21 protein-coding genes and 4 pseudogenes are annotated in these 26,748 nt (G+C 60.4%); 8 read left to right on the plus strand and 17 right to left on the minus strand.

The features are described from left to right. Positions 1–25 precede the first annotated feature (25 nt). Genes MUN79_RS21870 through MUN79_RS21880 form a run of 3 tightly spaced genes read left to right on the plus strand, consistent with a single transcriptional unit; the run spans position 26 to position 6,412 of the window. On the plus strand, positions 26–2,797 hold the full coding sequence (locus MUN79_RS21870; protein ID WP_244674677.1) for a TonB-dependent receptor: 2,772 nt from the start codon (positions 26–28) through the stop codon (positions 2,795–2,797). Continuing rightward, a complete protein-coding gene (locus tag MUN79_RS21875; protein ID WP_244674678.1) occupies positions 2,798–3,931 on the plus strand; it encodes a DUF4249 domain-containing protein in 1,134 nt (377 codons plus the stop codon). Positions 3,932–3,955: 24 nt separating this feature from the next. Beyond that, a complete protein-coding gene (locus tag MUN79_RS21880) occupies positions 3,956–6,412 on the plus strand; it encodes a hypothetical protein (protein ID WP_244674679.1) in 2,457 nt (818 codons plus the stop codon). Between the two features lie 111 nt (positions 6,413–6,523). Here MUN79_RS21880 and MUN79_RS21885 read toward each other — a convergent pair whose 3' ends face one another. The 16 genes and pseudogenes from MUN79_RS21885 to kduD form a co-directional block, all read right to left on the minus strand. After that, complete coding sequence (locus tag MUN79_RS21885; RefSeq protein WP_244674680.1) at positions 6,524–8,068, minus strand: aldehyde dehydrogenase family protein; 1,545 nt, start codon at positions 8,066–8,068, stop codon at positions 6,524–6,526. Between the two features lie 102 nt (positions 8,069–8,170). After that, positions 8,171–8,670 (minus strand): annotated as a pseudogene (locus MUN79_RS31980) (hypothetical protein). Then, positions 8,653–9,201: pseudogene (locus MUN79_RS31985) on the minus strand (class 1 fructose-bisphosphatase); the annotation flags it as partial. The pseudogenes MUN79_RS31980 and MUN79_RS31985, both read right to left, overlap by 18 nt. A gap of 280 nt (positions 9,202–9,481) precedes the next feature. Further along, the gene (locus MUN79_RS21895) at positions 9,482–9,958 is read right to left on the minus strand and encodes a nuclear transport factor 2 family protein (protein WP_244674681.1); all 477 of its coding nucleotides are present in this window, start codon (positions 9,956–9,958) and stop codon (positions 9,482–9,484) included. Between the two features lie 13 nt (positions 9,959–9,971). Further along, positions 9,972–11,309, minus strand: a complete 1,338-nt coding sequence (locus MUN79_RS21900) for an MFS transporter (protein ID WP_244674682.1) — start codon at positions 11,307–11,309, stop codon at positions 9,972–9,974. 29 nt (positions 11,310–11,338) lie between these two features. Continuing rightward, positions 11,339–11,995, minus strand: coding sequence for a beta/alpha barrel domain-containing protein (locus MUN79_RS21905; protein ID WP_244674683.1), 657 nt, complete (start codon positions 11,993–11,995; stop codon positions 11,339–11,341). Positions 11,996–12,084: 89 nt separating this feature from the next. Further along, positions 12,085–13,095 carry a sugar kinase gene (locus MUN79_RS21910; RefSeq protein WP_244674684.1) on the minus strand — a complete coding sequence of 337 codons (1,011 nt, stop codon included), beginning with the start codon at positions 13,093–13,095 and terminating at the stop codon, positions 12,085–12,087. Positions 13,096–13,162: 67 nt separating this feature from the next. Next, a pseudogene (gene uxaC / locus MUN79_RS21915) lies at positions 13,163–14,613 on the minus strand (glucuronate isomerase). A 135-nt stretch (positions 14,614–14,748) separates the two neighbouring features. Further along, on the minus strand, positions 14,749–16,383 hold the full coding sequence (locus tag MUN79_RS21920) for a UxaA family hydrolase (RefSeq protein WP_311136793.1): 1,635 nt from the start codon (positions 16,381–16,383) through the stop codon (positions 14,749–14,751). Further along, complete coding sequence (locus MUN79_RS21925) at positions 16,271–17,449, minus strand: mannitol dehydrogenase family protein (protein ID WP_311136553.1); 1,179 nt, start codon at positions 17,447–17,449, stop codon at positions 16,271–16,273. The genes MUN79_RS21920 and MUN79_RS21925 overlap by 113 nt, the downstream gene beginning before the upstream one ends. Continuing rightward, positions 17,377–17,925, minus strand: coding sequence for a hypothetical protein (locus MUN79_RS31330; RefSeq protein WP_311136554.1), 549 nt, complete (start codon positions 17,923–17,925; stop codon positions 17,377–17,379). The genes MUN79_RS21925 and MUN79_RS31330 overlap by 73 nt, the downstream gene beginning before the upstream one ends. Positions 17,926–17,935: 10 nt before the next feature. Then, positions 17,936–18,939, minus strand: a pseudogene (pelA, locus tag MUN79_RS31990) (pectate lyase). 2 nt (positions 18,940–18,941) lie between these two features. Then, positions 18,942–19,922 carry a pectinesterase family protein gene (locus MUN79_RS21940; RefSeq protein ID WP_244678375.1) on the minus strand — a complete coding sequence of 327 codons (981 nt, stop codon included), beginning with the start codon at positions 19,920–19,922 and terminating at the stop codon, positions 18,942–18,944. Positions 19,923–20,036: 114 nt separating this feature from the next. After that, the gene (locus MUN79_RS21945; protein WP_244674687.1) at positions 20,037–20,387 is read right to left on the minus strand and encodes a cupin domain-containing protein; all 351 of its coding nucleotides are present in this window, start codon (positions 20,385–20,387) and stop codon (positions 20,037–20,039) included. A 12-nt stretch (positions 20,388–20,399) separates the two neighbouring features. Beyond that, positions 20,400–21,311 carry a 5-dehydro-4-deoxy-D-glucuronate isomerase gene (gene kduI / locus MUN79_RS21950; RefSeq protein WP_244674688.1) on the minus strand — a complete coding sequence of 304 codons (912 nt, stop codon included), beginning with the start codon at positions 21,309–21,311 and terminating at the stop codon, positions 20,400–20,402. Between the two features lie 21 nt (positions 21,312–21,332). Further along, positions 21,333–22,103 (minus strand): 2-dehydro-3-deoxy-D-gluconate 5-dehydrogenase KduD, encoded by a 771-nt coding sequence (gene kduD / locus MUN79_RS21955; RefSeq protein WP_244674689.1) that lies wholly within the window; start codon positions 22,101–22,103, stop codon positions 21,333–21,335. Between the two features lie 278 nt (positions 22,104–22,381). On the opposite strand from kduD, the gene MUN79_RS21960 reads away from it, so the two are divergent. The 5 genes from MUN79_RS21960 to MUN79_RS21980 all read left to right on the plus strand — a co-directional run bounded on the left by MUN79_RS21960 (position 22,382) and on the right by MUN79_RS21980 (position 25,340). Beyond that, on the plus strand, positions 22,382–23,404 hold the full coding sequence (locus MUN79_RS21960) for a LacI family DNA-binding transcriptional regulator (RefSeq protein ID WP_244674690.1): 1,023 nt from the start codon (positions 22,382–22,384) through the stop codon (positions 23,402–23,404). A 227-nt stretch (positions 23,405–23,631) separates the two neighbouring features. Next, positions 23,632–23,790 (plus strand): hypothetical protein, encoded by a 159-nt coding sequence (locus MUN79_RS21965; protein ID WP_244674691.1) that lies wholly within the window; start codon positions 23,632–23,634, stop codon positions 23,788–23,790. A gap of 256 nt (positions 23,791–24,046) precedes the next feature. Then, on the plus strand, positions 24,047–24,520 hold the full coding sequence (locus MUN79_RS21970) for a hypothetical protein (protein ID WP_244674692.1): 474 nt from the start codon (positions 24,047–24,049) through the stop codon (positions 24,518–24,520). A gap of 35 nt (positions 24,521–24,555) precedes the next feature. Further along, positions 24,556–24,987, plus strand: a complete 432-nt coding sequence (locus MUN79_RS21975; protein ID WP_244674693.1) for a hypothetical protein — start codon at positions 24,556–24,558, stop codon at positions 24,985–24,987. Continuing rightward, entirely contained in the window at positions 24,954–25,340 is a 387-nt protein-coding gene (locus MUN79_RS21980; protein ID WP_244674694.1) for a T9SS type A sorting domain-containing protein, read from the plus strand. The genes MUN79_RS21975 and MUN79_RS21980 overlap by 34 nt, the downstream gene beginning before the upstream one ends. Positions 25,341–25,412: 72 nt before the next feature. Here MUN79_RS21980 and MUN79_RS21985 read toward each other — a convergent pair whose 3' ends face one another. Next, complete coding sequence (locus MUN79_RS21985; RefSeq protein ID WP_244674695.1) at positions 25,413–26,600, minus strand: MFS transporter; 1,188 nt, start codon at positions 26,598–26,600, stop codon at positions 25,413–25,415. Between the last annotated feature and the right edge of the window lie 148 nt (positions 26,601–26,748).

A 26,748-nucleotide genomic window follows, 5' to 3' on the forward strand; every position in this document is an offset into this window, starting at 1 on the left:
TGTTACTTGCTGCACACCTGCTGATATGAGGTATTTTTACCGATTGGTTTTCTTTTTACTGTGCAGCTGCACAAGTAGTGTAGTGCTGGGCCAGCAAGGACCGGCCTCCCTGCTGTTCAGCGGGGAGTTTACCAAAAGCCGTTTTCCTGAGCTGGTAAAACAGCTGGAAGCCCAGACGCCTTACCGCCTGTATTACCAGCCGGAAGCCCTGGACACGCTGAGCGTGACGCTACGGGTACAGAACCAGCCCGTGGACAGTGTACTGCGAGCCGTGCTGGCCAAGACGCCTTTCCGCTTTGCCGTCGACCAGCAGCGCCGCGTGTATATCACCACGGGCAGCGCTATTCAGCCCAACCTGCCCGACCCGTTTTTCCTGTCGGGCGAAACGGAGGCGGTGGTCGTGGCCGATGAGCCAGTTGCTGCCGAGGCGGCCCCGACCACGGGTAGCTCGGAGCTGAAGCTTTACGAAATCGGGAGAAAGGCGGCCGGACCGGCTCCCGGGCGCGTCACGCTGGCGGGCCACGTGCGCGACAAAACCACCGGGGAGCCCGTCATCGGCGCGGCCGTGTTTGTGGAGGCGCCCACCAACACCGGCACCACCACCGACCAGTTTGGCTACTATGCCCTGACGCTGCCCCCGGGTCGTTACGAGGTGCGCGTGCGCGCCATTGGCATCAAGAATACCAGGCGGCAGGTGGTGCTTAATGCCGACGGCAAGCTCGAAATCGAGGTAGAAGAGGATATAACCCCGCTCAAGGAGGTCGTCATCGAGGCCGAGAAGGACCGCAACGTGGCCGGCATGCAGATGGGCGTGGAAAAGCTCGACATTAAAACCATGCGGCAGGTACCCACGGCTTTCGGCGAAACCGACATTCTGCGGGTGGTGCTGACCTTACCGGGCGTAAAGTCGGTGGGGGAAGGCAGCACCGGTATGAACGTGCGCGGCGGTGCCACCGACCAGAACCTGATTCTGTTCAATGACGCGACGGTGTACAACCCGGCTCACTTGTTCGGCTTCTTTTCAGCCTTCAACCCCGACGTGCTCAAGAGCGTGGAGCTTTACAAAAGCGCCGTGCCGGCCAAATACGGCGGCCGCCTGTCGTCGGTACTGGAAATTGCCACCCGCGACGGCAACCAGAAGAAGTTTAGCGGCGCGGGCGGCATTGGCCTGATGACCAGCCGCCTGACGCTGGAAGGCCCCCTTATCAAGGACCGCTCGTCGTTTATCGTGGCCGGCCGCACCAGCTACTCCGACTGGATTCTGCACCAGATTCCCAACAAAACCTATCAGGAAAGCTCGGCCTCTTTTTACGATCTGAACGCCCACATCAGCCACCAGATCAATGACAAGAACACGATTTACGCCACCGGCTACCTGAGCCGGGACCAGTTTAAGCTAGCCACCGATACGTTGTATAAGTATCTGAATCAGACGGCCAGCGTGAAGTGGCAGCACAACTTCAGCAACACGCTCTACGGGGTGCTGACGGGCTCTTACAGCAGCTACCAGTACAGCATTACCAACCAGAAAAACCCGGTCAACGCCTCGGAGCTGGCCTTCGGCATCAAGCAGCGCAACCTGCAGGCCGACTTTAGCTACTTGCCGTCCAACAAGCACAGCATCGACTTCGGGATAAACAACATCTATTACTCAGTGGCAGCTGGCAGTTTGGTGCCGTTGGGCGCGGAGTCGCTGATTAAGCGGGATGTGCTGCCGCAGGAACAGGCCCTGGAACAGGCGCTGTACGTGTCCGACAAAATTGACCTGACGTCCCGCTTTGCCGTGTCGCTGGGCTTGCGCTATTCCTTGTTCAACGCTCTGGGCCCGCGCGACACCTACCGCTACCTGCCCGGCCTGTCGAAGTCGGAAAACACGATAACCGACACGATTTCGCACAAGTCGGGCTCCCGCATTGCCACCTACCACGGCCCGGAATACCGGCTGTCGGCCAAGTACTCCCTGTCGGACAACGCCTCGGTGAAAGCCAGCTACAACCGCATGCGCCAGTACATTCACATGCTTTCGAACACGGCCTCCATGTCGCCGACCGACACTTGGAAGCTCAGCGACGACCACGTCCGGCCCCAGGTGGGCGACCAGTATTCCATCGGCTTCTACCGCAATTTCAAGAGTAACACGATTGAAACGTCGGTGGAGACCTACTACAAGGCCATGCACGACTTCGTGGACTACAAGAGCGGGGCTACGCTGCTGCTCAACCGCCACATCGAAACCGACGTGGTGAATGCCGAAGGGAAAGCCTACGGCGTGGAGGTAATGGTGAAAAAGCTGACCGGCAAGCTCAACGGCTGGGTAAGCTACACCTACTCCCGCTCCCTGGTGCGGGTCGATACCGGCCCGAACGGGGACATCATCAACGGCGGCAAGTTCTACCCCAGCAACTTCGACAAGCCCCACGACGTGACCATGATTGGCAACTACCGCTTCAGCCGGCGGTTCAGCACCTCGCTCAACTTCACTTACAACACAGGCCGACCCATTACCCTGCCCCTGGTGAAGTACTACGTGGGCAACTCCATGCGGGTGTACTACTCGGAGCGCAATGCCTACCGCGTGCCTGATTATTACCGCGCCGACCTGGCCCTCAACATTGAAGGCAACCACAAGATCAAGAAGCTGGCCCACGGTTCCTGGACCATTGCAGTATACAATTTGACGGGCCGAAAAAACCCGTATTCGGTGTACTACAAGGCCGAAAACGGGCAAATCAACGGGTATCAGCTGTCCATCTTCGGCCGGCCCATCCCAACCATCACCTACAACTTCAAATTCTAGATGAATACCCACGTGAACCTGCGGGCCGGTCTGCTGCTGTGCTGCGCGCTGCTGCTAAGTCTGAGTGGCTGCATCGAAAGTTTCGAGCCTAGTGACGGCCCCGTAACCCAGAACTTTCTGGTGGTGGACGGTTTCCTGAACAGCGAAGGGGTGACTACCATCAAGCTCACCCGCAGCCTGGGCCTGAAAGCCAAAACGGCCCCGCCGGTGGAGGCCAAGGCCAAGGTGTTTATGGAAGAGGAAAACGGGCCGCGCTACGCCCTGCCCGAAACCCAAGCCGGCACCTACGTCTCGCCCCGGCTCACGCTGAACCCGGCCAAGCGCTACCGCCTGCACTTCAACACGGCCAACAACCGCGAGTACATCACCGACTATACCCAGGCCAAGCGCACCCCGCCCATCGACAAAGTAAACTGGCAGGTCGAGGGCAACAGTGTGCGCATCTTGGTCAGTGCCCACGACGCTGCCAACCAGACCCGGTACTACCGCTGGGACATGGACGAAACCTGGGAGTTTACCTCCGCCTACCACAGCTACCTGGAGTACAGCAATGGAAAGATCCGGCCCCGGGCAGTGGATATCTACCGCTGCTGGGGTACCCAGCCTAGTGGCCTCATCAAACTTTTTACGACCACGAAGCTGAGCCAGGACGTGGTGGCGGATTACCCGGTGCTAATGCTGCCATCGAACTCGGTAAAGCTGCGCTACAAGTACAGCGTGCTGGTCAAGCAGTATGCCCAGACCGTGGAGGAGTTTGCCTACTGGGAGGCCCTGCGCAAAAACACGGAGAACATCGGCACCCTCTTCGACCCGCTGCCCAGCCAGCTCACGGGCAACATCCATTGTGTCACCGACCCCGCGGAGCTTGTGCTGGGCTACATCGGGGCCTACTCCGTGCAGGAACAGCGCCTTTTTATCAGCCGCGACCAGCTGCCCGCTGACTGGAAATTTGAAACCGGCTACGAAACGTGTGGGGTACCCGATACTGTATCTGGCTTCTATAAGGATGTGGCCTTCCTGACGCCTAACTACCTGCCCTTGGAAGACTTAGAAGGAAGGTACACTGCCCAGTATGCCGACTGCGTCGACTGCCGGCGGCGGGGCACCAATGTCCAGCCCACCTTCTGGAAGTAACTCTTGCTTTAAGCTCCTCTGTCCGTGCCGCACCTGTACACCGCTGATTTGTCTGCCTTCCACTTTCTGTCTCGCTGGGTAGCCCGCGCCGGGGCCGGCCTGCTTGCGGGCGGCCTGCTCTGGTCCGGGAGCCTAAGCTCTGCCCACGCCCAGTCCGACTCGCTGCGCACCCTGGACCGGCAACTGAGCCGCTACAGCCAGCAGCGGCTCCCGGAAAAGCTGTTTCTGCACGTCGACCGGCCTTTTTACGTCAGTGGCGAAATTATGTGGTTTAAGGTCTACGCCGTCGATGGGGTGCAGCACAAGCCTCTTATGGTGAGCAAAGTGGCGTATGTGGAGCTGCTAGACCGGGAGCAGAAGCCGGTGCTGCAGGGCAAGATAAAGCTGCTGAACGCCGCGGGTCAGGGCACCTTTGTGCTGCCTAAATCCCTGGCTTCGGGCACCTACACGGTGCGGGCCTACACCAACTGGATGAAGAACTTCCCGCCCGAGTATTACTTCCACAGCACCATCACCGTCGTCAACACCTTTGGCAGCGTTACCAAAGCTGCACCGACCCCGACCACCGCGGGCACCGACGCGCAGTTCTTTCCCGAGGGCGGGCATCTGGTCAAGGGCCTGACCAGCACCGTGGCCTTTCAAGTAACCGACCAGCGCGGCCAGGGCGTAGCCGCCTCGGGCATCATCGTGGACCAGCGCGGGCGGAATGTGGCGCAGCTCAGCACCCTCAAGTTTGGCTTGGGCTCCTTTGCCTTTACGCCCACCGAGACCGGAGCTAGTTACAGCGCTATTCTTCAGCTGCCCAATAACCAGACACTCACCCGCAAGCTGCCCGCCGTGCAGGAACAAGGCTACGTGCTGCACCTGGCGTCCACCGCCAATGGCCTGAGCGTTACGGTCCAGACCACGGTTGCGGGAGCCGACGACATTCTGCTGCTGGGCCATGCCCGCCAGCAGCCATTCGTAGCCACCATGGGCCGGTTCCGGGACAATAAGGCCGTTTTTACCCTCGATAAGAAAGACCTGCCCGAAGGCATTGCGCACTTTACCGTATTCAATGCGGCCCGCAAGCCGCTCTGTGAACGGCTTTATTTTACCCCACCCACCCAGCAGCTGACGTTGCGGGCCTCGACCGACAAGAAAGAGTACTCGGTCCGGGAAAAAGTGAGTTTGCAGCTATCCGCGGCCGGACCGGGCGCCCGGCCCCTGCCAGCCAATGCCTCGGTGGCCGTGTACCGCCTCGACTCCCTGTCGGCGGCGGCCGGTACCTCCATCAACAGCTACCTGTGGCTGGCCTCCGACCTGAAAGGCCGCATTGAAAATCCCGACTACTACTTCTCGGCCAACTCCGCGGAAGTTGCCCAGGCCGCCGACAACCTGATGCTGACCCAGGGCTGGAGCCGTTTCCGCTGGGCCGACGTGGTAGGCAGTTCCCGGCCGGCCCCCGCCTTCTACCCCGAAACGAGCGGCCACTGGATTCAGGGAAAGTTGACCCACCGCGGCACCGGGCAGGCGGCGCCGGGCATTCCGGTGTATTTGGCCAGCCCCAGCCGGCAGCCCCGCCTCTACAGCAGCATAAGTCAGCCCGACGGCCGGGTGCAGTTCGACATGCGCGACTTCTACGGGCCCAAGGAAATAGTGGTGCAAACCAATACCCAGGTCGACAGCACCTACCAAGTGGAGGTTTACTCGCCCTTCTCCACGGCCTACGCTCCTACCCAGCAGGCGGCCTTGCAGCTGCCCGAGTCGCTAAGGCCCGAGCTGGCTCAGCGCCATTTGCAGGCCCAGGTGCAAACGGCTTATTTTAAAAAGTTTACCAACCAATACGCCCTGTCCCAAACCGACAGCCTGCCTTTCTACGGCAAGCCCAGTGAGCAGTATATGCTCGATGCCTACACCCGGTTCAAGGTGATGGAGGAGGTCATGCGCGAGTACGTGCCCGGTGTGCTGGTCCGGATTCGCAAAGGCCAGTTTCACTTTCAGGTAATTGACCACCTGAACAATCAGCCCATGACGGACGACCCGCTGGTGCTGCTAGACGGGGTACCGGTTTTCAATATCAACAAGGTGGTGGCCCTCGACCCGTTGAAAATTCAGAAACTGGACGTCATTACCAGCCGCTACTTTCACGGCCGCCAGATTCATCAGGGCCTGGTAAGCTACACCACCTACAAGGGCGACCTGGGCAGCTATAAGCTCGATGCCCACGCCCTGCTGCAGGAGTACGAAGGCCTACAGCGGCAGCGCGAATTCTATTCGCCCCGCTACGATACGCCCCAGGCCCAGCAGAGCCGCCTGCCCGACTTTCGCAACTTGCTGTACTGGAATCCGCAGGTGACTACCACAGCCGCCGGCCCCTCAGCTCTGAGCTTTTATACCGCTGACCAGCCCGGCAAATATGTGGTGGTGGTACAGGGCTTGTCGACCACGGGGCTGGCCGGGAGCTACCGTACTTTTCTACAGGTCAAGTCGGCCCTATAGCCGGGCTAGCAGCTAGACTTACCCGCGTAGCTGGCTCAACAAAGAAGAGGGGCCTTTCCCGGCGTCATGCCCGGAAAAGCCCCTCTTTCGTGATATAGACCAAGCTTGGCGTTAAATCTTTTCGGGCAACAGCGTGGCTTCGGGGTAGTTGCCGAGCACGGGCTGGGCAGGAACGCCTTCCGTTACGGCTTCTACCAGCAGCTTACCACCCACAAACGCGCCTTTCCAGGATTCGCCCAGGCCACCGAAAACTTCTTCCCGGTCGCCGCGGGAGCGGAGCTTGTTGACGCCCATCTTGAAGGCCCGCACTTCCTTGGCCGTACGCTGAGCCCACTTCTCGTCATCCGAGGCCAGAGCCCCAACCAGGGCCCCGTTGCTGATGTTCATCTCGCCCACCAGCTCTTCAACCCGGTCGACGAGCACGATGGAGTCAATCGGGCCGAAGGGCTCCTTGAAGTACAGCTCGCTCTGCCGGGGCAGGTTAACCAGGGCCCGCGGGGCGCGGTAGGCACTCATGTCCTGGCCAGGCAAAAACAGACTCTCATCCAGCTTGCCTTCAAAAATGGGCGTAGCGCCGGTCTTGAGGGCATTTTCGTAGAGCCGGTCGAGGTCTTCCGCCTGGTTTTTATTGATAACCGGACCAAAGGCCAGCTCGGGCAGCTTGTCGCCGGGGTTGTCGACGAGAGTGGGGTTGCCTACTTTCAGGCTTTTTACTGCTTCCCAATAGGTTTCCAGAAACTGCGGAAACAGGCTGCGCTGCACCACGAAGCGCACGTAGGCCGTGCAGCGCTGCTTGCCGTAGTCGTAGCCCTTCTTGAGCTGGTCGGCCAACGAGTTCCAGTCCGAGTAATCCCAGATGCCGTAGGTGTTTACGCCCTCCATTTCCAGCATGTAGCGCTTGTGCTCCTGGCTTAGGGCGTCGGCGATGTTGCGGCCATTGTAGCGGCCACCCACGAAGCTGAGGCAATCCACGGCTTCGTTTTTCACCAGCACGTCGCTGAGCTCTCCGCCGGGGCCGCTGACCAGCGTTACGGGCAGGCCGCAGCGGCGGGCAATGGCGAAGGCAAAGCTCAGGGAAATAAAGCCGCCGTCGGTAGGCGTTTTGGCAATAACCGAGTTGCCGCACAAGGCCTGCACCAGCACCGCGTGCAAGAGGACCGAGTGCGGATAGTTCCAGGAGGCAATGTTCGACACCAAGCCCAGCGGCGTGCGGTTGCCCAGCATTTCCTCGATGTTGTCGACGTACCACTGCACGCCCTCGATGGCGCGGTCAATGTCGGTAAAGCCCAGCTTGTAGGTTTTGCCGATTTCCCACATCAGCAGCTTGCCTACCAGCTCTACGTGGGGGCGCAGTTGGTTGAGGCATTCCTGCACTTTGTTGCGGCGCTCATCCAGGTCGGTGGCGGCCCAGGCAGCAGCTTCCTGCTTGGCAAACTGCACGGCCTTGAGGGCCTGCTCCCGGTTGAGCATGGGCATTGCGGCCAGCTGGGTGCCGTCGATGGGCGAAGTAAACTCGCGGGGCGAGCCGGGCTGCTGCCACTGACCTTCCATCAGGTTCTGAAACTTGCCGTCCGAAGTAAAAATCTCGGGCGTGAGCTGCTTAACCTGGTTCAGCAAAGAGCCGAACTCTACCGCGGGTGAAATGAATTTGGGCATGAAAGAATGTGTGAGGATGTTGGGTTGGACTAAGCGGGTGGGAGCAGACAGAGCGGGTTGAGCTAGTATAAGCCGGGGCCTAAGGAAGTTGTTTGGATTGGATTAGGCAACCTTAGCCGGAGCTACCCCCTGCTGCACCATGCACGTCACTAGGTCATCGACCATGCCCGAGGAGCCGATAAAGAGCGGGGCGCGCTGATGGTAATCGGTAGGCACAATGTCGAGCACGGCCTCGGCACCAGCCAGCGCTTTGCCCCCGGCCTGCTCAATGAGGAAGGCCAAGGGGTAGCCTTCATACAGCAGGCGCAGCTTGCCGTTGAGGTTCTTGGCCGTGGGCGGGTACAGATAAATGCCCCTTTAAAGAGGTTGCGGTGGTAATCAGCCACCAGGGAGCCAATGTAGCGCCCACTGTAGCGGCGCTCCTTGCACTCGGTCAAGTAGCTGCGCACCCACTCGGGGTAGTCAAACCAGTTGCCTTCATTGCAGGAGAAGGTGGTACCCTGCTCCGGAATTTTTACGCCGTCGTGGGAGAGGAAGAATTCGCCCAGGGAATTCTCGTAGGTGAAGCAAGCCACCCCGTGCCCGGTGCTATACACGAGCATCGTGCTGGAACCGTACAGGATGTAGCCGGCCGCTACCTGCTTGCGCCCACCCTGCAGAAAATCCTCGGGAGTAGCCTTGGAACCCATCGGTGAGACGCGGCGGTAGATGCTGAAGATGGTACCGATGCTGACGTTCACGTCAATGTTGGAGGAGCCATCGAGCGGGTCCATGGCCACTACGTAGCGGCCCTGGTCGTTGCCGGTGTGGATGATTTCGTCGTCTTCCTCGGAGAGAATGGCGCAGGCCTCGCCCCCGTTTTTCAGGGCCCGGATAAAGCGGATGTTGGCTACCACGTCGAGCTTCTGCTGCTGCTCGCCCTGCACGTTCTGGGCACCGTAGTTGCCGGTAATGTCCATCAGGCCGGCCCGGTTGATTTCCCGGTTCACGATTTTGGCGGCTAGGGCAATGTCGCGCAGCAACTGGCTGAGTTCACCGGTTGCAAAGGGGAATTCCGCCTGCTTGCGCATGATATAGCGGTCCAGCGTGGTTCCGACGGGGCTGGCAAGTGTGTTTTCGTTAGGGGCACTCATGGGTGAGAATCAGGAATTGGGAGGAAAATTCGGGCAATAGGCTAGCGTTCCGCTCCTATTCGGGCGGTATTGAGGAGGATTGAAAGGCAAAATTGAACGGCAGCAGGAAGGTTAGCTCATTGGGTCCGGCGGAGGCGGCCAGACCAAGGCTGTGGAAACGTTTGCGCAGACAAGAGGTTATGCGCGGCGCAAAGCTGCCGAACCAAGGAGAAGAGAATGGGCGGTTGCCCAGCGGGTTCCCCACCTCTGCCAAGGCGGGGAACCACGCGTAACCAGGAACTTAGCTTTTGGCTTCGGGCTGCTTCTGGCTTTGCCAGAGCACTACCTGCCAGCCTTTTTTGGCGTCTTTCACCTGTACCACCACGTACTTGAGGTGGGCCACGTTGGGCGTACCGTCGGGCTTGTTGGGCTGGTAAATGGTGATAGTCCCGTTGACCACGGCTGCTTTGCCGTCGTTGTAGGCCCGCACGTTCAGGGCTTCCACGTCAATCTTGTCGTAGACGCTCTTACCGTCCCGAATCGACTGGATGTAGTCCGTTTTGCCGTTTTGCTTGCCGTTGGAATGGGTATAAACCAGGTCGTCGGCAAAGACTTTTTCCAGGAAGGCGTAGTCTTTCTTGACCTGAGCCTCGAAGCGCTGCCGTTCCAGGGCTTCCACTTCTTTCACAGCGGCCATATCTTTTTTATTAGCACCCGATTGGGCGAATGCCGCCACGCCGAGCACGAGCAGCAGGGCAAAGGTGAGGAGTCGTTTCATGGTGGGCAGCGGGTTAAGCAGCGGGTTGGGAATCAAGATCAATCGGCTTCATGCGGGGCACCAGGAAGTGCATAAGCACCCAGGCAAACAGGTAAGCGCCCCCGCAGATCAGGAACATGATGAAGTAGGCCGTTTCCTTCTCGCCGATGCTTTCGTAGTACACAAACATGCGCTTCTGCACCAGGGCCGAGAGCAGAATACCGCCCAAGCCGCCGGCCATGCCGCCGATACCCGTCACCGAGGCCACAGCCCGCTTGGGGAACATGTCCGACACCGTAGTGAAGATGTTGGCGCTCCAGGCCTGGTGAGCCGCCGCCGCAATACCGATTACAATGACGGCCAGCCACATATTGATCTGCCCCAGATACTGGGCAAATACGATGGGGAACACGCACAGGGCAATGAGCAGCATAGAGGTTTTGCGGGCTCGGAATGGCTCCCAGCCTTTGCGGATAAAGTTCAGCGGAATCCAGCCGCCGCCCACGCTGCCAATGCTCGATAGTACGTACACCATAGCTACCGGAACAGCCACAGCGGTGCCTTTCAGGCCGTATTGCTTGTTGAGGAAGTCGGGCAACCAGAACAGGTAAAACCACCAGATCGGGTCGGTCAGGAACTTGCCGAGCACGAAGGCCCAGGTTTGGCGGAAAGTGAGCAGCTTAAACCACGACACTTTAGGCAGAGTCTCGATAGAAGCGGCGGCCAAGTCATCCACATCCGAGTGGATGTACTCAAATTCGGCTTTGGTCAGCTTGGCGTGGCGGGCAGGCACTTCGTAGAAGTAAAACCACAGTATCAGCCACACGAAGCCCAGGGCCCCGGTGATGATGAAGGCCCACTGCCAGCCGATGGTTTCGGCAATAAGCGGTACGGTTAGCGGGGCAATGATGGCGCCCACGTTAGAGCCGGAGTTGAAAATACCCGTCGCCAATGCCCGCTCCTTCTGCGGAAACCACTCGGCCGTGGTTTTGATGGCGGCCGGAAAGTTGCCGGCCTCCGTCACGCCCAAAAATGCCCGGGCTACCGAAAAGCCCAGCGTGCTGGTCACGAAGGCGTGCCCGATGGCGGCCAGGCTCCACAGAAACGTCGACAAGGCGTAGCCCATCTTGGTGCCGAGCTTGTCGATGATGCGCCCCACGCCCAGCATGCCGAGCGAATAGGCCAGCTTGAAGGCAATTTCAATGTCGGCGTAATCGGCGTCGCTCCACTTAAACTCGGTTTCGAGGTAGGGCTTCAGCAGCGAGATTACCGCCCGGTCGAGGTAATTGACCGTGGTGGCAAAAAACACCAGGGAGCAGATGGTCCAGCGGTACTTACCGATGGTATTATCCAACGAGGGCGGGTTGGGCACGGCTGGGGGGATAACCGAGGCTGTTTTCATCACGAAGCGCGAGAGGTGAGAAATTGCATGAGCGGCGCAATACGCGGCGCGATGACGGCCACGTCATCGGCACCTTTAAAGAGCTGGGAGCCAATCCCAACCACATTCACACCGGCCCCAAACCACTCGGTGAGGCTGGCCTCGGTGGGCTCTACCCCACCGGTTACCATGAGCTTCACCGTGGGCATAGGCCCGCGCAGGCTCTTGATAAAGTCGGGCCCGAGTACGTTGCCGGGGAAGATTTTCACTAAGCCCGCACCCAGTCGCTGGGCGTTGTAGACCTCGGTGAGCGTCATGGCTCCGGGCACCCAGGCCACGTCCTGAAGGCGGCAGGCCTCGCCCACTTCAGCCGTCATGATGGGCTGCACCACGAAGGCAGCGCCGGCGCTGATGAACTCCTCGGCCTGGGCGGCGGTGTAGATGGTGCCGATGCCCAGGACCATTTCGGGCAGGTGCTCCTGCACGTAGCGCTGCAACTCGGTGAAAACTTCCAGGGCGTTGGTGCCGCGGTTCGTGAATTCAAAGACGCGGACGCCGCCTTCGTAGCAGGCCTGCACCACGCGCTGGGCGTAGGCGGCATCGGCGTGGAAGAAGACCGGCACCAAAGGCGCTTGCAGCACGCGCTCCAGAACTTCGGCGGAAGAGTATCGGGACATGAATCTGGTTATTAGTTGTTGGTTGTCAGTTGTTAACTTTGAGCTGGCGTCTGCTTCTAACAACTGACAGCCAGCACCTAACAACTCCCCTAGCGGAGCAGGCGCCCCGAGGTATTGCCTTTCACGACTTCCTCTACCTCGGCCTTGGTGGCCAGATTAAAGTCGCCGTGAATCGTATGCTTGAGGGCGGAAGAAGCAACCCCGAAAGTCAGGGCCTGCTGCTGGTCGTTGGAAGTCAGCGAGCCGTAAATGAAGCCCGCAATGAAGGCGTCGCCGCCCCCGATGCGGTCCACGATGGGCACGATGTCGTAGCTGGGGCTTTCCACGAAGTTCTGGCCGTCGTAGAGAATGCCTTTGAGCTGGTTATGCGAGGCACTCAGGGTTTCGCGCCGGGTCGTAATCACCTGCTTCACGTTGGGGAAGCGCGCAATCAGCTGTTCAGCCATCGAAGTAAAGCTATGCGCAGCACCTTCTTGCGGTACAATGCCAAATAAATCTTCGGAATCGTTTTCGGAAGCCACGATTACGTCGCAGCCTTCGACCAGGGCGGGCATGACGTCCTGGGCTTTCTGCCCGTACTGCCACAGGTTGCGGCGGTAGTTTACGTCGCCCGATACGGTGATGCCCAGGCGGCGGGCAGTTTGAATGGCATCCTGACAGGCCTGGGCGGCCGCGGCCGAAATGGCCGGGGTGATACCCGTCCAGTGAAACCAGCTGGCGTCTTTCAGAATTTCTTCCCAGTTGAAGTCCTCGGGCCGCAGGTTGGCAAAAGCCGAGTCGAACCGGTCGTACACCACTTTGCTGGGCCGCATCGAGGCTCCGACTTCTAGAAAGTATAAACCCAGCCGCTCGCCGCGAAACACGGTGTGCTCCATATTCACGCCGTAGCGCTGAAAGTGCTGGGTGGCGGCCTGGCCTAATTCGTTTGCAGGGAAGCAGGTAACGTGGGCTGCGGGCATGCCCAGCTGGGTCAGGGACGCGGCCACGTTGGCTTCGCCGCCGCCGTAGGTTGCCTCGAAGGTGGCGGTTTGGGTTAAGCGGTAGTTCAGCGGCGGAGACAACCGCAGCATAATTTCGCCGAACGTTACTACCTGCTTCATCTAGGGGTGGTTGTTGAGTAGAGTAATGAGGAAAGAGCGGGCCGGCCGTGAGCCGGCCCACCGCAAGCTAGGCTTTCTCGGCTAAGCTGGCTGCTTCGACAGCCTCAGCCCGGGTTTCGAAGCCGAAGTATTGGCGGGCGTTGTGGAAGCAGATGTTCTGTACCATCGTGCCAACCAGCTCCATATCGTCGGGCAGCTCTCCGTTTTCCACGTCGTTGCCGAGGATGTTGCACAAAATGCGGCGGAAGTACTCGTGGCGCGGGTACGAGAGGAAGGAACGCGAGTCGGTGAGCATGCCCACGAAGCGGCTCAGCAGGCCCAGGTTCGACAGGGCGTTGATTTGCCGCTCCATACCGTCTTTTTGGTCGAGAAACCACCAGCCCGAGCCGAACTGCAGCTTACCGGGCACAGTGCCGTCCTGGAAGTTGCCAATCATGGTGGCAAACAGCTCGTTGTCGGCTGGGTTCAGGTTGTAGAGAATGGTTTTAGCCAGTTTGTCCTGGGTGTCGAGGCGGTCGAGAAACTTGCTCATGGCCTGGCCCTGGGCGAAGTCGCCGATAGAGTCCCAACCGGTATCAGGGCCGAGCTGCCGCAGCTGCCGGGCGTTGTTGTTGCGCAAGGCACCCACGTGGTACTGCTGGGTCCAGCTTTTCTCCCAGTCGAGCTCCGCCAGGAATACCAGCATGGCCGACTTGAATTGCAGGATTTCGCTTTGCTCCAATGTTTCGCCGCCGCGCACTTTGGCGAAGATGCGGCTGATGTCGGCGTCGGTGTAGTCGGCGGCGTAGATTTGCTCTAGGCCGTGGTCCGACAAGCGGCAACCCAGGGCGGCAAAGTAGTCGTGGCGCACGCGCAGGGCCGTGAGCAGGTCCTGGTAGGTCAGGATTTCCACGGCGGCCGAAGTACCCAGCTTGTCGAGGTAGGCATTATAGCCCGCGGGGTCTTCCGGCGACATGGCTTTATCGGCCCGGAACGTAGGCAGTACCTGCACGCCGAAATCAGCGGCGGCCAGGGCGCGGTGGTGCTCCAAAGAGTCCGAAGGGTCGTCGGTGGTGCACAGGGTCTGCACGTTCATCTTGCGCAGCAGGTTGCGCACCGAGTATTCCGGGGTACGCAGCAAGGCTGAGCAGTGGTCGTAGATGCGGCGGGCCGACTCCTTGTTGAGCAGCTCTGTGACGCCGAAGTAGCGCTGCAGCTCCAGGTGAGTCCAGTGGTAGAGCGGGTTGCGCAGGGTGTAGGGCACGGTTTCGGCCCACTTCTCAAACTTCTCCCAGTCCGACGCGTCGCCGGTGATGTAGCGCTCATCGATGCCGTTGGTGCGCATGGCCCGCCACTTGTAATGGTCGCCGTAGAGCCAGATCTGCGTCAGGTTCTCAAACTGCTTGTCTTCGGCAATCTGGTCGGGCAGCAAGTGGTTGTGGTAGTCGATGATGGGCTGCGGGCCGCAAACTGGTGGTACAGCGTGCGGGCCGTTTCGGTCTGCAGCAGAAAATCCGCGTCGAGGAAAGGCTTTTTCATAATCACAAGGCCGGGTGGGAAGTCGGCTTATAAGAGTGTGGTCGGGTTACAAAGGCAAAAAAATGACAGAAAGCCAGGCCGGCCTCCTGAACTCTCCTGCGAAGAAGAATTCGGAATGCCACGCCTGCCGCGAGTTTAGAGCGACACGCCGCGCTTCCAGGGAATGAAGTCGGTTTGGCCGTGGCGCACGGCGGCCACTTCCTCGCCGCTGGCGACGCGGATGACGTAGTCCAGAATCCGCTCCCCGGCCTGCTCAATGGTTTCTTCGCCGTCGATAACGGTGCCAGTGTTGATGTCAATGATGTCGGGCATGCGGTTGGCCAGGGCCGTGTTGCTCGAAATCTTCACCACGGGCGCAATCGGGTTGCCGGTAGGCGTACCCAGACCGGTGGTAAAGAGCACGATATTGGCCCCCGAACCTACCTCAGCGGTGGTCGACTCCACGTCGTTGCCGGGCGTGCAAAGCAGGTTCAGGCCGGGCTTGGTCACCAATTCGGGGTAGTCGAGCACGGCCACGACCGGCGAAGAGCCACCCTTGCGCGCGGCACCCGCCGATTTCATGGCGTCGGTAATCAGACCGTCGCGGATGTTGCCCGGCGAGGGGTTCATGTCGAAGCCCGAACCCACGGCTACTGCCGATTCGCCGTAGGCTTTCATCAGGGAGCTAAACCGCTCGGCTGTCGGCTGGTCTACCGAGCGGTCGACGAGTTCCTGTTCCACGCCGCAGAGCTCGGGAAACTCGGCCAGAATAACCGAGCCGCCGAGGGCCACGAGCATATCCGAGACGTGACCCACGGCGGGGTTGGCCGAAATACCCGAGAATCCGTCCGAGCCGCCGCACTCCAGGCCAATGGTGAGCTTGCTCAACGGGGCGGGCTGGCGGTGCTGGGCGTTGGCCTGCATCAGGCCGGCGAAGGTCTGGCGCAACGCCGTGCTGATCAGGGCCTCTTCCGTGCCGATTTTCTGCTGCTCCAGAATGTAGAGCGGCTTGTAGAACTGGGGACTGCGCTTGTTGATTTCGTCCTGGAGCATGCTCACCTGGGCGTTCTGGCAACCCAGACTCAGCACCGTAGCGCCGGCCACGTTAGGGTGGGTGATGTAGCCAGCCAGCAGGCCGCAAAGCGTCTGGGCATCCTGGCGGATACCGCCGCAGCCACCTTCGTGCTGCAAAAACCGCACGCCGTCTACGTTGGGGAACAGGCGGGGCTTCTGCCGGCTGGTTTCAGCCGAGTGCAGGTCAGTAGCCAGGATTTCCTCCACCGTTTTGCCGGCCTGCATCAGCGAAATCAGCTCCTGGGTCTGGGGCTGGTAGCTTTTCTTCCGGCCGTAGCCCAGGTCGTCCACCAAGGCTGCTTCGAGCACCTGAATGTTGCGGTTTTCGCAGAATACCAGCGGAATCACCAGCCAGTAGTTGGCCGTGCCCACGCGGCCGTCGGCGCGGTGGAAGCCCATGAAGGTGCGCTCCTGCCACTTGGACACGTCGGGCACGGGCCAGTTCAGGCGGTGCATGCCGGAGGTTTGGTCAAATGAGTCGGTGGCGTGCTGAATGTTGGACGTGGTGAGCAGGCCGCCGAGCGGAATCGGCTGGCGGACTTTGCCCACGAGTACACCGTACATGTGGACCAAGTCGCCGGGCTCGAAGGCGTGGGGCGCTACTTTATGCTTGGCCGGAATGGCCTGGGTAGTCGTAATCATGCCGTCCTTCCACGGCACGGGCGTACCGATAGGCAGGTCCGTGAGGGCTACCAGGACGTTGTCGTGCGGATGAATCTGGGCTACTAAATGCTTCATGAGGCAAGGGAAACCTTTTGGGTGAAATAGCTGGCCAGCGTAGTGGCCGCGCCGTCCTGCAACAGCTTGTGCAGGTACTTCTCGACGCGGGCCGCGAAGCCAGGCAGTTGGGCCAGGTCATGGCCCAGAGGGTTTTATTACGCAGGACGGTCCCGATTAATTCCGCCGGAGCCTGGCGCTGCCAGAGGTCGGCAAAGTAGCCGGCCTTCTCGTCCTGAATCGGGTAAGCCTGGCCATTTGCTTCGCCGTACCACACGTCGTCGTGCTGCTGAGTGCCGCGCATAAAGAGCAGGTAAGCGGCAAAACCCAGAGCCATGTAGTCGGGCACCACGGCCAGCTTCTTGTAGTAATGCAGCAGCGTAGGCACGTTGCGCATCTGAATTTTCATGGTGTAGTTGAGCGTGATGCCCAGCCACCGGTGCTCGATGTAAGGGTTGCGGAACCGGTCCAGCACCTGCATGCCGAAGCGCTGCCCCACTTTTTCATCTACGTTGTAGGGAATGCCGGGCAGCAGATCAGCCAGCATCAGGTTCTGGATAAAGCCGGCCATAGCCGCGTCGTCCATGGCCCCGCGCACGGTGTCGAAACCGGCCAGATACGCCAGGCCGCAGCTGAGCGTGTGGGTGCCGTTGAGCAAACGCAGCTTCAATTCGCGGAACAAGTCGATGTTGGGCTGCACGATGACGCCGGCATCGGCCTGCTCAAACGACAGCACCGACTTGACGCGGGCATCACCCTCAATGGCCCAGAGCAAGTAGGCTTCCGACATCGTGAGCAAGTCGTCGGAATAGCCCAGCTCGGCTTCCAGGGCAGCCTGAGTGGCAGCGTCGGGGCGGCCGGGCACGATGCGGTCCACGAGAGAGTTGCAGAACGAATTGGCCGATTCCAGCCACTCAATGAACTCGGCGTCGAGGCCGTTGAGGTGGGCCAGCTCCAGCACGATGCTTTCCAGCTTCGTGCCGTTGTTGGGAATCAGTTCGGTGGGCACAATGACCAAACCTTTGTCGGCAGCGCCGTTGAACGCCTGGTAGCGGGCGTAGAGCACGGCCAGCAGCTTGCCGGGAAACGACTGGGCGGGCTTTGCTTGATAGACTCCGAAACCAGCTGAATGCCGACTTCGGTGGTGTTGGAAATGACCACCGTCAGCTCCGGATTGCGGGCTACGTCCAGCACCTGCTCCCACTGGCTTTTGGCCGACAGCACCCGGCTGATAGCCGAGCAGACTACATTTTCTTCAACGGTCTGCCCATCGGCCACACCGCGGATGCTGAGGGTGTAGAGCCCGTCCTGCCGGTCGAAAGCCGTAGCGTCGCCCCCGTCAGTCGACTTGACCACCACAATGCGGCCGTTGAAAATACCCTGGCGGTTGGCTTTGTCGATAAGGTAGTCGGGTAGGCCGCGCAGCAGCACGCCGGTACCGAACTGCAGCACTTTTTCGGGCAGTTCAACGTGTTTCGCCTCGGGCATTGCTACCACCGAGGACGAGAGGGCGAGTGCCGCTTGTTTGGATAGATTGGCCATAATCAGCGCCTTATATTTTGCTTCCTTCTTTCTTCTCCCACTTCTGCTGCCACTTCGGATAGTCCTTGGTCAGCAATTTTTGCGGCCAGGTGCTGGCGTACACGTAGCCGGCCCGGCGCTCATTCTCAATCTCGCTGAGTTGGCTGCGCTTCTGCCCGTCGCGCCCCACGTAAATTGGCTTGTTGGTTTCCAGGTCGTAGAAGCGGGCCCAGAGTACGGCGCCGGCTTCGGGCACAATCACCCGGTCGCGACCAGTGGGCTGCGCGGCGTCCACAACGTCCTTGAGCACGTAGCCTTCCATCTTCACTGCCTGAAACCAGGCCACCGCCGCCTGAATCGACTTTTTCACCTCGGGCGAAGGATTATCCAGACTCATTAGAAACTGGACGATGCCCACGCTTTCGGCGCCGCTGAGCGAGGCCAGCTCAAAGGCCCGGGCCTTCACCGGCAGCAGGGTTTTGCGGTCGTGCTGGGCGCACCAGGCGGTAAGCTTGCCGTTCTGCACGTACTGGGTTTTGAGAATGCAGCTCACCCCCTTGTCCACGGCCAGCTTGGCGGCTGAGGCCAGCGTTGGGTCCAGGGCAGCGTACTCGCCCTGCTTTTCGGCCACGGCCTTAAGCAGGTTCAACACCCGCACCATAGCGTTATCGTTGTAGGTAATCTGGGCGCGGTAGCCGCTGCTGTCGGGGTAAAACTGGGGAAGCCGCCGTTTTTGTGCTGCATTTTGAGCAGGTAGCGGATGCCCTTTTCGGCGCTCTGGCGGTAGGCCGGATTGCCGGTAGCTTTGTAGGCCTTAGCCAGGTACTCGATTTCCCGGGTCGTGGCGTTGTTGTCGATGGTGGCGTCCTTGGCGTTGGCGGCAGCCAGGGTAGCGGCTTTCACGGCGGCACTCAGCGGAGCTTTGTAGTCCACCTTTTTTTCCTTCACGGCCTTGGGCCAGCCCCCGATACTGCGCTGGTAGACCAGCATTTTTTCGGCCGTGGTGTCAATGGCTTCGGCCAGCAGCCCGCCCATTTTCAGGGTTTGGGAAGCCGAAGCCGCGCGGCCCCAAACTGCTTCCACTGCTCCCCGAAGGTCCAGGCGGCGTCAATCTGCTTGGCTTTGGGCGCATTTTCGGCGGTGTTCAGGTTGTCGCGGTGCCAGGCGTAGTCGCCGCCCTGACGGTGGCAGCCGGCGTAGTATACCCGGCGGCCCCACTGCGGCGTGCCCTTGCCCGACTGCGCGGCGTAGATATCCGCGTCGGCCATATTTTTAGGAAATTGGCAGTCAATCAGGTAGAACTGCGACTCGGTGTGGTAGCGGCCCAGCTTGAAGTTGTCGTCGCCCTCGAAGGTGCAGTTTTTGAGCACCGTTTTGGCGTCTTTGCTGCCCGAGCCGTCGTGCCAGATGGCGGCATTCATATTGTGGCAGATGAAGCGGCAATTCTCGGCAAACGCCCAGCCGCGCGGACAGTAAAAATCCACGCTGCCTTCCATGGTGCAGTCCTTGAAGTAGTACACGCCGGCTTCGGCGTCCCAGGGGCTCACCGTGTCATTGCCCAGGGTCCGGAAGGTGCAGTTCTTCACCGTTAGCCGGGTCGTGCCCTTGCCGGTGTAGAGCGCCATCTGGTGGTCCGACTTCTTAATAACCTTCTTGCCCGTCGGGTCCGAGGGGCAGTCGATGGTGACGGGTCCCGTGGCTTCGGCGCCGTAGGTGTTCAGCACCGTCAGCTTTTCGAGCGTGATGTCGGGGCTGTTGCGCAGGCTCAGCGTAGCAATAGTCCAGTCGTTGGCGGTAGCCGGGTCGCAGCGGAAGATGGCGTTGGCCTGGGCAATGGTGATGACCACGCCCTTTTCCGACTCACCCTGCAGGGTAATATGGTCTTTGCCGTCGATAAAGACCTTTTCCTTATAGGTGCCTTTCTTGATGCGAATCACCCGTTGCTGGGTGGCGCTGGCGGGCAGGCTGTTGACGGCGGCCTGAATGGTCGGGAAGTCGCCCGAGCCATCCAGTGCCACCGTCAAATGCTGTGCGTAGGCCGAGGAAACCTCTCCCAAAATTGCCCCAGCCAGCACAAGCATTGCCTTCAAATACCCTTTCATTCTTTCTTCTTTCAAGTCGCCTTTGCAGGTCTACACAAAATCTTCCCGCATCGGCGAAAACGCGTCAAGCAGCACGCCGGCCTCCAGACACACCACGCCGTGCCACACATCGGAGGGCACATAAAACGCGTCGCCGGCCCGCAGCACCTGCTTTTCCTCGCCCAGGGTCACTTCGAACACCCCGCTTTGGATGTAGCTCTGCTGCACGTGCACGTGGTGGTGCATGGCCCCTACCCCGCCGGTTTCGAAGGTGACCTTTACCAGCATCATCTGCGCGTCGTAGGAAATGATGCGGCGGCGCATGCCGGGCCCGACGTCTTTCCAGTCGGCGCCTTCTTCCGAAATGAAGCTGGCCGGAATGTCCTTAGTGTCTGTTGTCATGCTAGCAAACGGTTAGCGCAGTTGGTCGAGGGCTACGGCGTCCATGTCGGTGTACTCGCGGTTTTCGCCGGCCATACCCCAGATGAAAGCGTAGTTGCTGGAGCCGCAGCCAGTATGAATAGACCACGGCGGCGACAGAATGGCCTGCTCGTTGCTCACCCACAGCGGGCGGGTTTCGGTGGGCTCCCCCATCATGTGCAGCACGCGCTGGCCGGGCATGTTGAAATAGAGGTAGGCCTCCATGCGCCGGTCGTGGGTGTGCGAGGGCATCGTGTTCCACACCGAGCCGGTTTTGAGCTGGGTGAGGCCCATGACCAGCTGGCAGCTCTGAATGCCTTCGGAGTAGATGTACTTGTAAATCGTGCGCTGATTAGCCGTTTCCACCGCGCCCATTTCCACCGGCGTCGCGTCGGCCTGGGTTTTGAGCGTGGTCGGGTGCTGGGCGTGAGCCGGGGCCGACAGCAGGTAATAGCGGGCCGGCTCATCGGCCGAAGAGCTCAGAAACTGCACGTCCTGGCTGCCCTTGCCCACGTAGAGGCAGTCTTGGTTGCCCAGCTCGTAGGTTGTGCCGTCTACCGTTACCTGGCCGGCGCCGCCCACGTTGAGGATGCCCAGCTCCCGGCGCTCTAGGAAGTAGTCAGCCTTCAGGTTGGGCGGGCAGGGCAAGGCCAGGGGCTTGTCGGTTGGCACGGCGCCGCCCACAATCATCCGGTCGTAGTGGGTATAGACCAGGGTAATATCGTCGGCCACAAACAGGCGCTCAATCAGGAAATGCTCCCGCAGTTCGGTGGTGTTCATGCCCGCAGTTTCGCGGGGCTGACGGCATAGCGTTGGGTCATCGGGGAAGTAGTGAAAGGTGAGATGATGAAATTGTGAGTTGATTGAGGTAGCGAAGTAGGAGTAGTTGAACGAAAAACTCACCATTTCACCACTTCACAATTTCACCTAGCGGCCCATCCAGCCGCCGTCGACGGTAAGGATGGTGCCGTGGATGTAGTCGGCGGCCGGGGAAGCCAGGAAAACCGTGGGCCCTTTAAAGTCGTCGGGCGTGCCCCAGCGGCCGGCCGGAATGCGGGCCAGAATGCTCTGGCTGCGGTCCGGGTCGTTGCGCAGGGCCTCGGTGTTGTCGGTGGCAATGTAGCCGGGGGCAATGGCGTTGACGTTGACGCCGCGGCCGGCCCACTCGTTGGCCAGGGCCTTTACCAGGCTGCCGATGGCGCCCTTGCTGGCCGCGTAGCCCGGCACGTTGATACCACCCTGGAAAGTCAAGAGCGAGGCCGTGAAGATGATTTTGCCCGAGCCCTGCTCCAGCATGCGCTTGCCAATGGCGCGGGCCAGGCGGAAGGGCGCGTCCAGATTAATATGGAGTACCTCGTCCCACAGCTCATCCGAGTGCTCGGTGGCCGGGGCGCGCTTGATGGTGCCGGCGTTGTTGATCAGGATATCGATGCGGGGAAAATCCTGCTGCACCTTGTCAATAAAGGCATCCACTGCGGCGCGGTTGCTGAAGTCGGCCTGGTAGGCGTGGAAGTTGCGGCCCAGGGCCTGCACCTGCTGCTCGGTTTCGGATCCGCTCAACGCCAGCGTGGCCGACACGCCGATGATGTCGGCGCCGGCTTCGGCCAGGCCCAGGGCCATAGCCTGCCCGATACCCCGATTACAGCCCGTGACAATGGCAAGTTTACCGGCAAGGCTGAAGGAAGGGGCAGTACTCATAGGGCGAAGGTAGTTTCGTAACTTTTTAAGGAATGACTTCCGGTTTTGGGCACTATCTGCCCAGAAACCGGTTTGATAAGTTTACACGACTGCACAGGCAAAAGGAAGAATAGCACAATGTTTATTTGTGCAAACGTTATCGGGAACGTTGCCGATAGCGCTTTTTGCGTAGGGTCAAAACCGGGATGAAGAGAAATTCGGAATAGAACTCTACTTTAGGCCCCGAAACGGCCTGCTTTCCCGCCTTTCAACCAATTGCACTTTAACAAGCCCACCACTTGGATAACGTTACCATAAAGGATATTGCCAAGGCCCTGAACCTGTCCACCTCCACAGTGTCGCGGGCCCTGCGCGGGAGCTACGAGATTAACGCTGAGACCAAACGGCTGGTCATGGAATACGCCGAGCGGCTCAACTACCGGCCCAACCCGATTGCGCTCAGCTTAAAGGAAAACCGCAGCCGCGCCATCGGCGTCATCGTTCCGCAGATTGCCAACTACTTCTTCTCCCAGGCCATCAACGGCATTGAGGCCATTGCCTACAACCGCGGCTACCACGTTATCATCTTCCAGACCCACGAGTCCTACGAGCGGGAAGTGGTCAACATGCAGCAGGCCGTGTCGCGGCGGGTGGATGGGCTGCTAATTTCACTTTCCAGCGAAACCTCCGACGTGACCCACCTGCGCGAGCTGCAGGACCAGGGCATGCCGGTGGTGTTGTTCGACCGGGTTTCCTCGGAGCTGAACGCTACCCAGGTCGTGGCTGACAATTTTAAGGGGGCTTTCGAAGCCACCGAGCACCTGATCTGGTCGGGCCGGCGGCGCATTGCCCACCTGACTATTCCGCCATTTTTGTCCATCACCCAGGAGCGCCTGGCCGGCTACCGCGCCGCCCTGGAAAAGCACGGCATTCCCTACGACGAAAACCTGATTCGCTACGGCACCTTCGGGCCCGATGAGGTAGGCCCCATGGTGGATGAGCTGCTGGCCCTGGACCCGCGCCCCGATGCCTTCTTTACGGCCAGCGACCGGCTCGCGGCCGGCTGCCTGGGGGCCTTGCAGAAGCGTAAACTGCGCATTCCCGAGGATGTGGCCCTGATTGGCTTTACCAACATGAACGTGGCCGAGCTGCTTTCGCCCGCCATGAGCACGGTGGTACAGCCCGCCCAGGAAATCGGACAGGTGGCCGTAGAGCGCCTTATCGAGCTGATTGAGCGCAAGCAGAAAGCCGCCCCGCCAAGCGTCATCAAAATCCCGACGACCCTTATTGCCCGGGAGTCGACCCGCACGGTGGTAGGCTAGGCAACGAGTTCCTTGCTACTGGCACCAGCTTGTAAAAGCGGCGCTCCGGCTTGACCGGGGCGCCGCTTTTTGGTTTGGGTTATTACACGGATAGGCACCGAAGCAAGCCCTTGGTTCCGAGAACGTTCCCGGCAACGTTTGCGCAAATAAAGACCGGAATTGTACCACGCCGAACAGGGAATTTAAAGTAGACTACTGCTCCTACTTTCCACCCAACTCTGTTCCGTATGCGCAAAACTTGTACAATCCAGCCTGTTTCATCCTTTACCGCCGCGCTGGCCGCCGTGTTACTAACGGCCTCGGCTAGCCACGCCCAGCAGCTGCCTGCTTTCCCAGGGGCCGAGGGCTTCGGCCAAAACGCCACCGGTGGCCGGGCGGGCAGGTAGTAGAAGTCACCAACCTGAACGACTCGGGGCCGGGCAGCTTCCGGCAGGCCTTCAATGAGTTTCCGGGTCAGCCTATTACCATCGTATTCCGGGTAGGCGGCATTATTGAGCTCAACACGCCCCTACGCCCGTCGCGCTCCAACGTGACCATTGCGGGCCAGACGGCGCCCGGCGACGGAATCTGCCTGAAAAAGCACACGTTCAAGCTGTTTGGCAACAACATCATCGTGCGCTACCTCCGCTCCCGCCCGGCGACGTGTCGGGCTCCAACTCCCCGGCCGTGTACGGCATCAACATGGAGAACTGCAAGAACTTCATCGTGGACCACTGCTCCTTTAGCTGGGCCATTGAGGAAGTTGCCACGTTTTACGACAACAAGAACTCCACGGTGCAGTGGTGCCTGCTGAGCGAGAGCTTGAACTCATCCTTCAACGGCAAGGGCGACCATGGCTACGCCGGGGTATGGGGCGGGCAGTACGCCTCCTACCACCACAACCTCATTGCCCACCACCACAGCCGGGCCATCCGCTTCAACGGAGCCCGGGCCCACGACACCACCGCCGTGGTGGATTACCGCAACAACGTTATCTACAACTGGGGCAACAGCAACGCGGCCTACGGCAACGAAATTGAAATAAAGGGCGGCTCGGGCCAGCTGAATCTGGTAAACAACTACTACAAAGCCGGGCCCGCCACCCGGCCAACCGGGCAGCCAACATCTTTGAAATAACGGAAGCCTACAACGCCGCCACGCCCAACAAGCCCGTGGCCACCGTGTACGCCAACGGCAACCACGTAACGGCCAACGCCGCCGTCACGGCCGACAACTGGGCCGGCGGGCTGCGGGTTAAATATTACCCGGCCACGGCCCTGAGTCAGTTCCGGCAGGCAGCGCCAACTACCAACCTAGCCCCCATCACGACTCAAACGGCCACCGATGCCTACGCCTCGGTATTGGCCGGGGCTGGCGCCACGCTGCCCCGCCGCGACGCGGTAGACAGCCGGGTGGTGCAGGAAACGGCCACCGGCACTGTGAGTGGCGGCAGCCCCGACGGCAGTGCTACCTACGGCCCAAACCAGGGCATTATCGACTCGCAGAGCGCTGTGGGCGGCTGGCCCGTATACACTGCTGCCCCGCGCCCACCGACACCGACCACGACGGTATGCCCGACGCCTGGGAAACGGCCCGCGGCCTGAACCCCAACGACGCTTCGGACCGCAATACGCTGGCCAGCAGCGGCTATACCATGCTCGAAACCTACATTAATGGCATAACTGCTACCGTAACGGCCACGTCGTCGGCAGCTGGCCTGCAGCTGGGCGTGTATCCCAACCCGGCGCAGGACCAGTTGCTTATTGTGCACCCAGTCGCCAGCCGCACGGCCGTAGTGGAGGTCTACAACTTTGCCGGGCAGCGCGTGGCGGCCTTTGCCAGCCCCGCCGGGCAGCAGCAAACGTTGCTTTCCCTACGCCAGCTGGCCGGCGGCAACTACCTCGTGCGCTATACCGATGGCCAACAGCAGCTTACCGCCAAAATTATCAAGCTATAGTTGGCCCTCAGCCTGCCCAGAGACACAAAACGCCCGGAGCTATCCGGGCGTTTTGTGTCTCTGGGCAGCAGGCTACTCGTCCAGCCGGGAAACCAGCAGCACTACCACAATGCCCAGCGTGGCCATCAGGGCAAACGACCAGCGCAGGTCGGCCGCGGAAGCAATGAAGCCTACCAGCGGCGGCACAATCAAAAAGCCAATGTAGCCCACCGTGGACACGCCCGCAATGGCCGCCCCAGAGCTGAGCGTAGTGGAGCGGCCCACCATGCTGAACACCATCGGCACCACGCACGACACGCCCAGCCCCACCAGGGCAAAGCCCAGGGCGGCCGTAAGCGGCAACGGCAGCAGGGCCGCCAACACCAGGCCCGAGGTCATCAGCAGACCGCTCAGGCGCAGCAGAGGCTTTACGCCGTAGCGGTTCACGAGCCAGTCGCCGAGGAAGCGGCCGGTGGTCATGGCGACCATGTAGGTGGCAAAGCCCGCCGCCACCCAGTTTTTGGGCGCGTGCACGGCCTTGTCGAAATACACCCCGCTCCAGTCATACATCGTGCCCTCGCAGGCCATGGAGGCAAAGCAGATCAGGCCAAACTTGAGCAGGTGCTTGTCGGGCAGGGCAAAGCGCGGCTTGGAGGGCTGCCCCTCGGCCGGCGGGGCCGGTGGCAGGTCCAGGCTGCGCGGAAAGAAGGCAAACGCCAGCCCCGTGAGTACCAGGCCCACGGCCACGAAATGGTAGCCCGGCGCAATGTTCAAACTGATTAGCCCCGCTCCTACCGCGGCAGCCGCGAAGCCCGCCACGCTCCACACGCCGTGAAAAGTAGCAATAATGGAGCGGCTGTACAGGGCCTGCACGCCCACCGACTGCGCGTTCATGGAGATGTTGAGCAGGTTGCGGGAGCAGCCAAAGAAAAACAGCAGTACCACCAGCTGCCAGGTGTAAGCGGCAAAGCCCAGCAAGCCCAGCGCCGCGTTGTAGAGCACGGCCCCAATGAGCATGATTTGCCGGCTACTGAAGCGCTGCAGCAGGTAGCCCGTCACGGGCAGGGTGAGCAGCAGACCGGTGGGCAATGCCAGCAGCACCCCACCTAGCTCGGCTTCATCGAGGCCCAGGTATTGCTGAATGGTGGGAATTCGGGAAGCCCAGGTAGCATAGCCAAAGCCCGAAGCCAGAAAGAACACGGCAATAGCCAGGCGCGCCGAGGCCGGGCTCGACGCCGCTGCCGCTTCGGCGGGCGGAGCTATTTTTTGCGAAACACTCATACTCGAAACTTCTGCACACTTCCCACCGGGTGGGCTCCGGAGTCAGGGCATACCAGCTCAGGTTTTGCACCAACCCAATGACCATAAGACCTATACAAACAAAACGACGCCCGGCATACACCGGGCGTCGCTCATTAAACGGCTATAA

It is taken from the genome of Hymenobacter cellulosilyticus, assembly GCF_022919215.1.
Lineage (GTDB): Bacteria > Bacteroidota > Bacteroidia > Cytophagales > Hymenobacteraceae > Hymenobacter > Hymenobacter cellulosilyticus.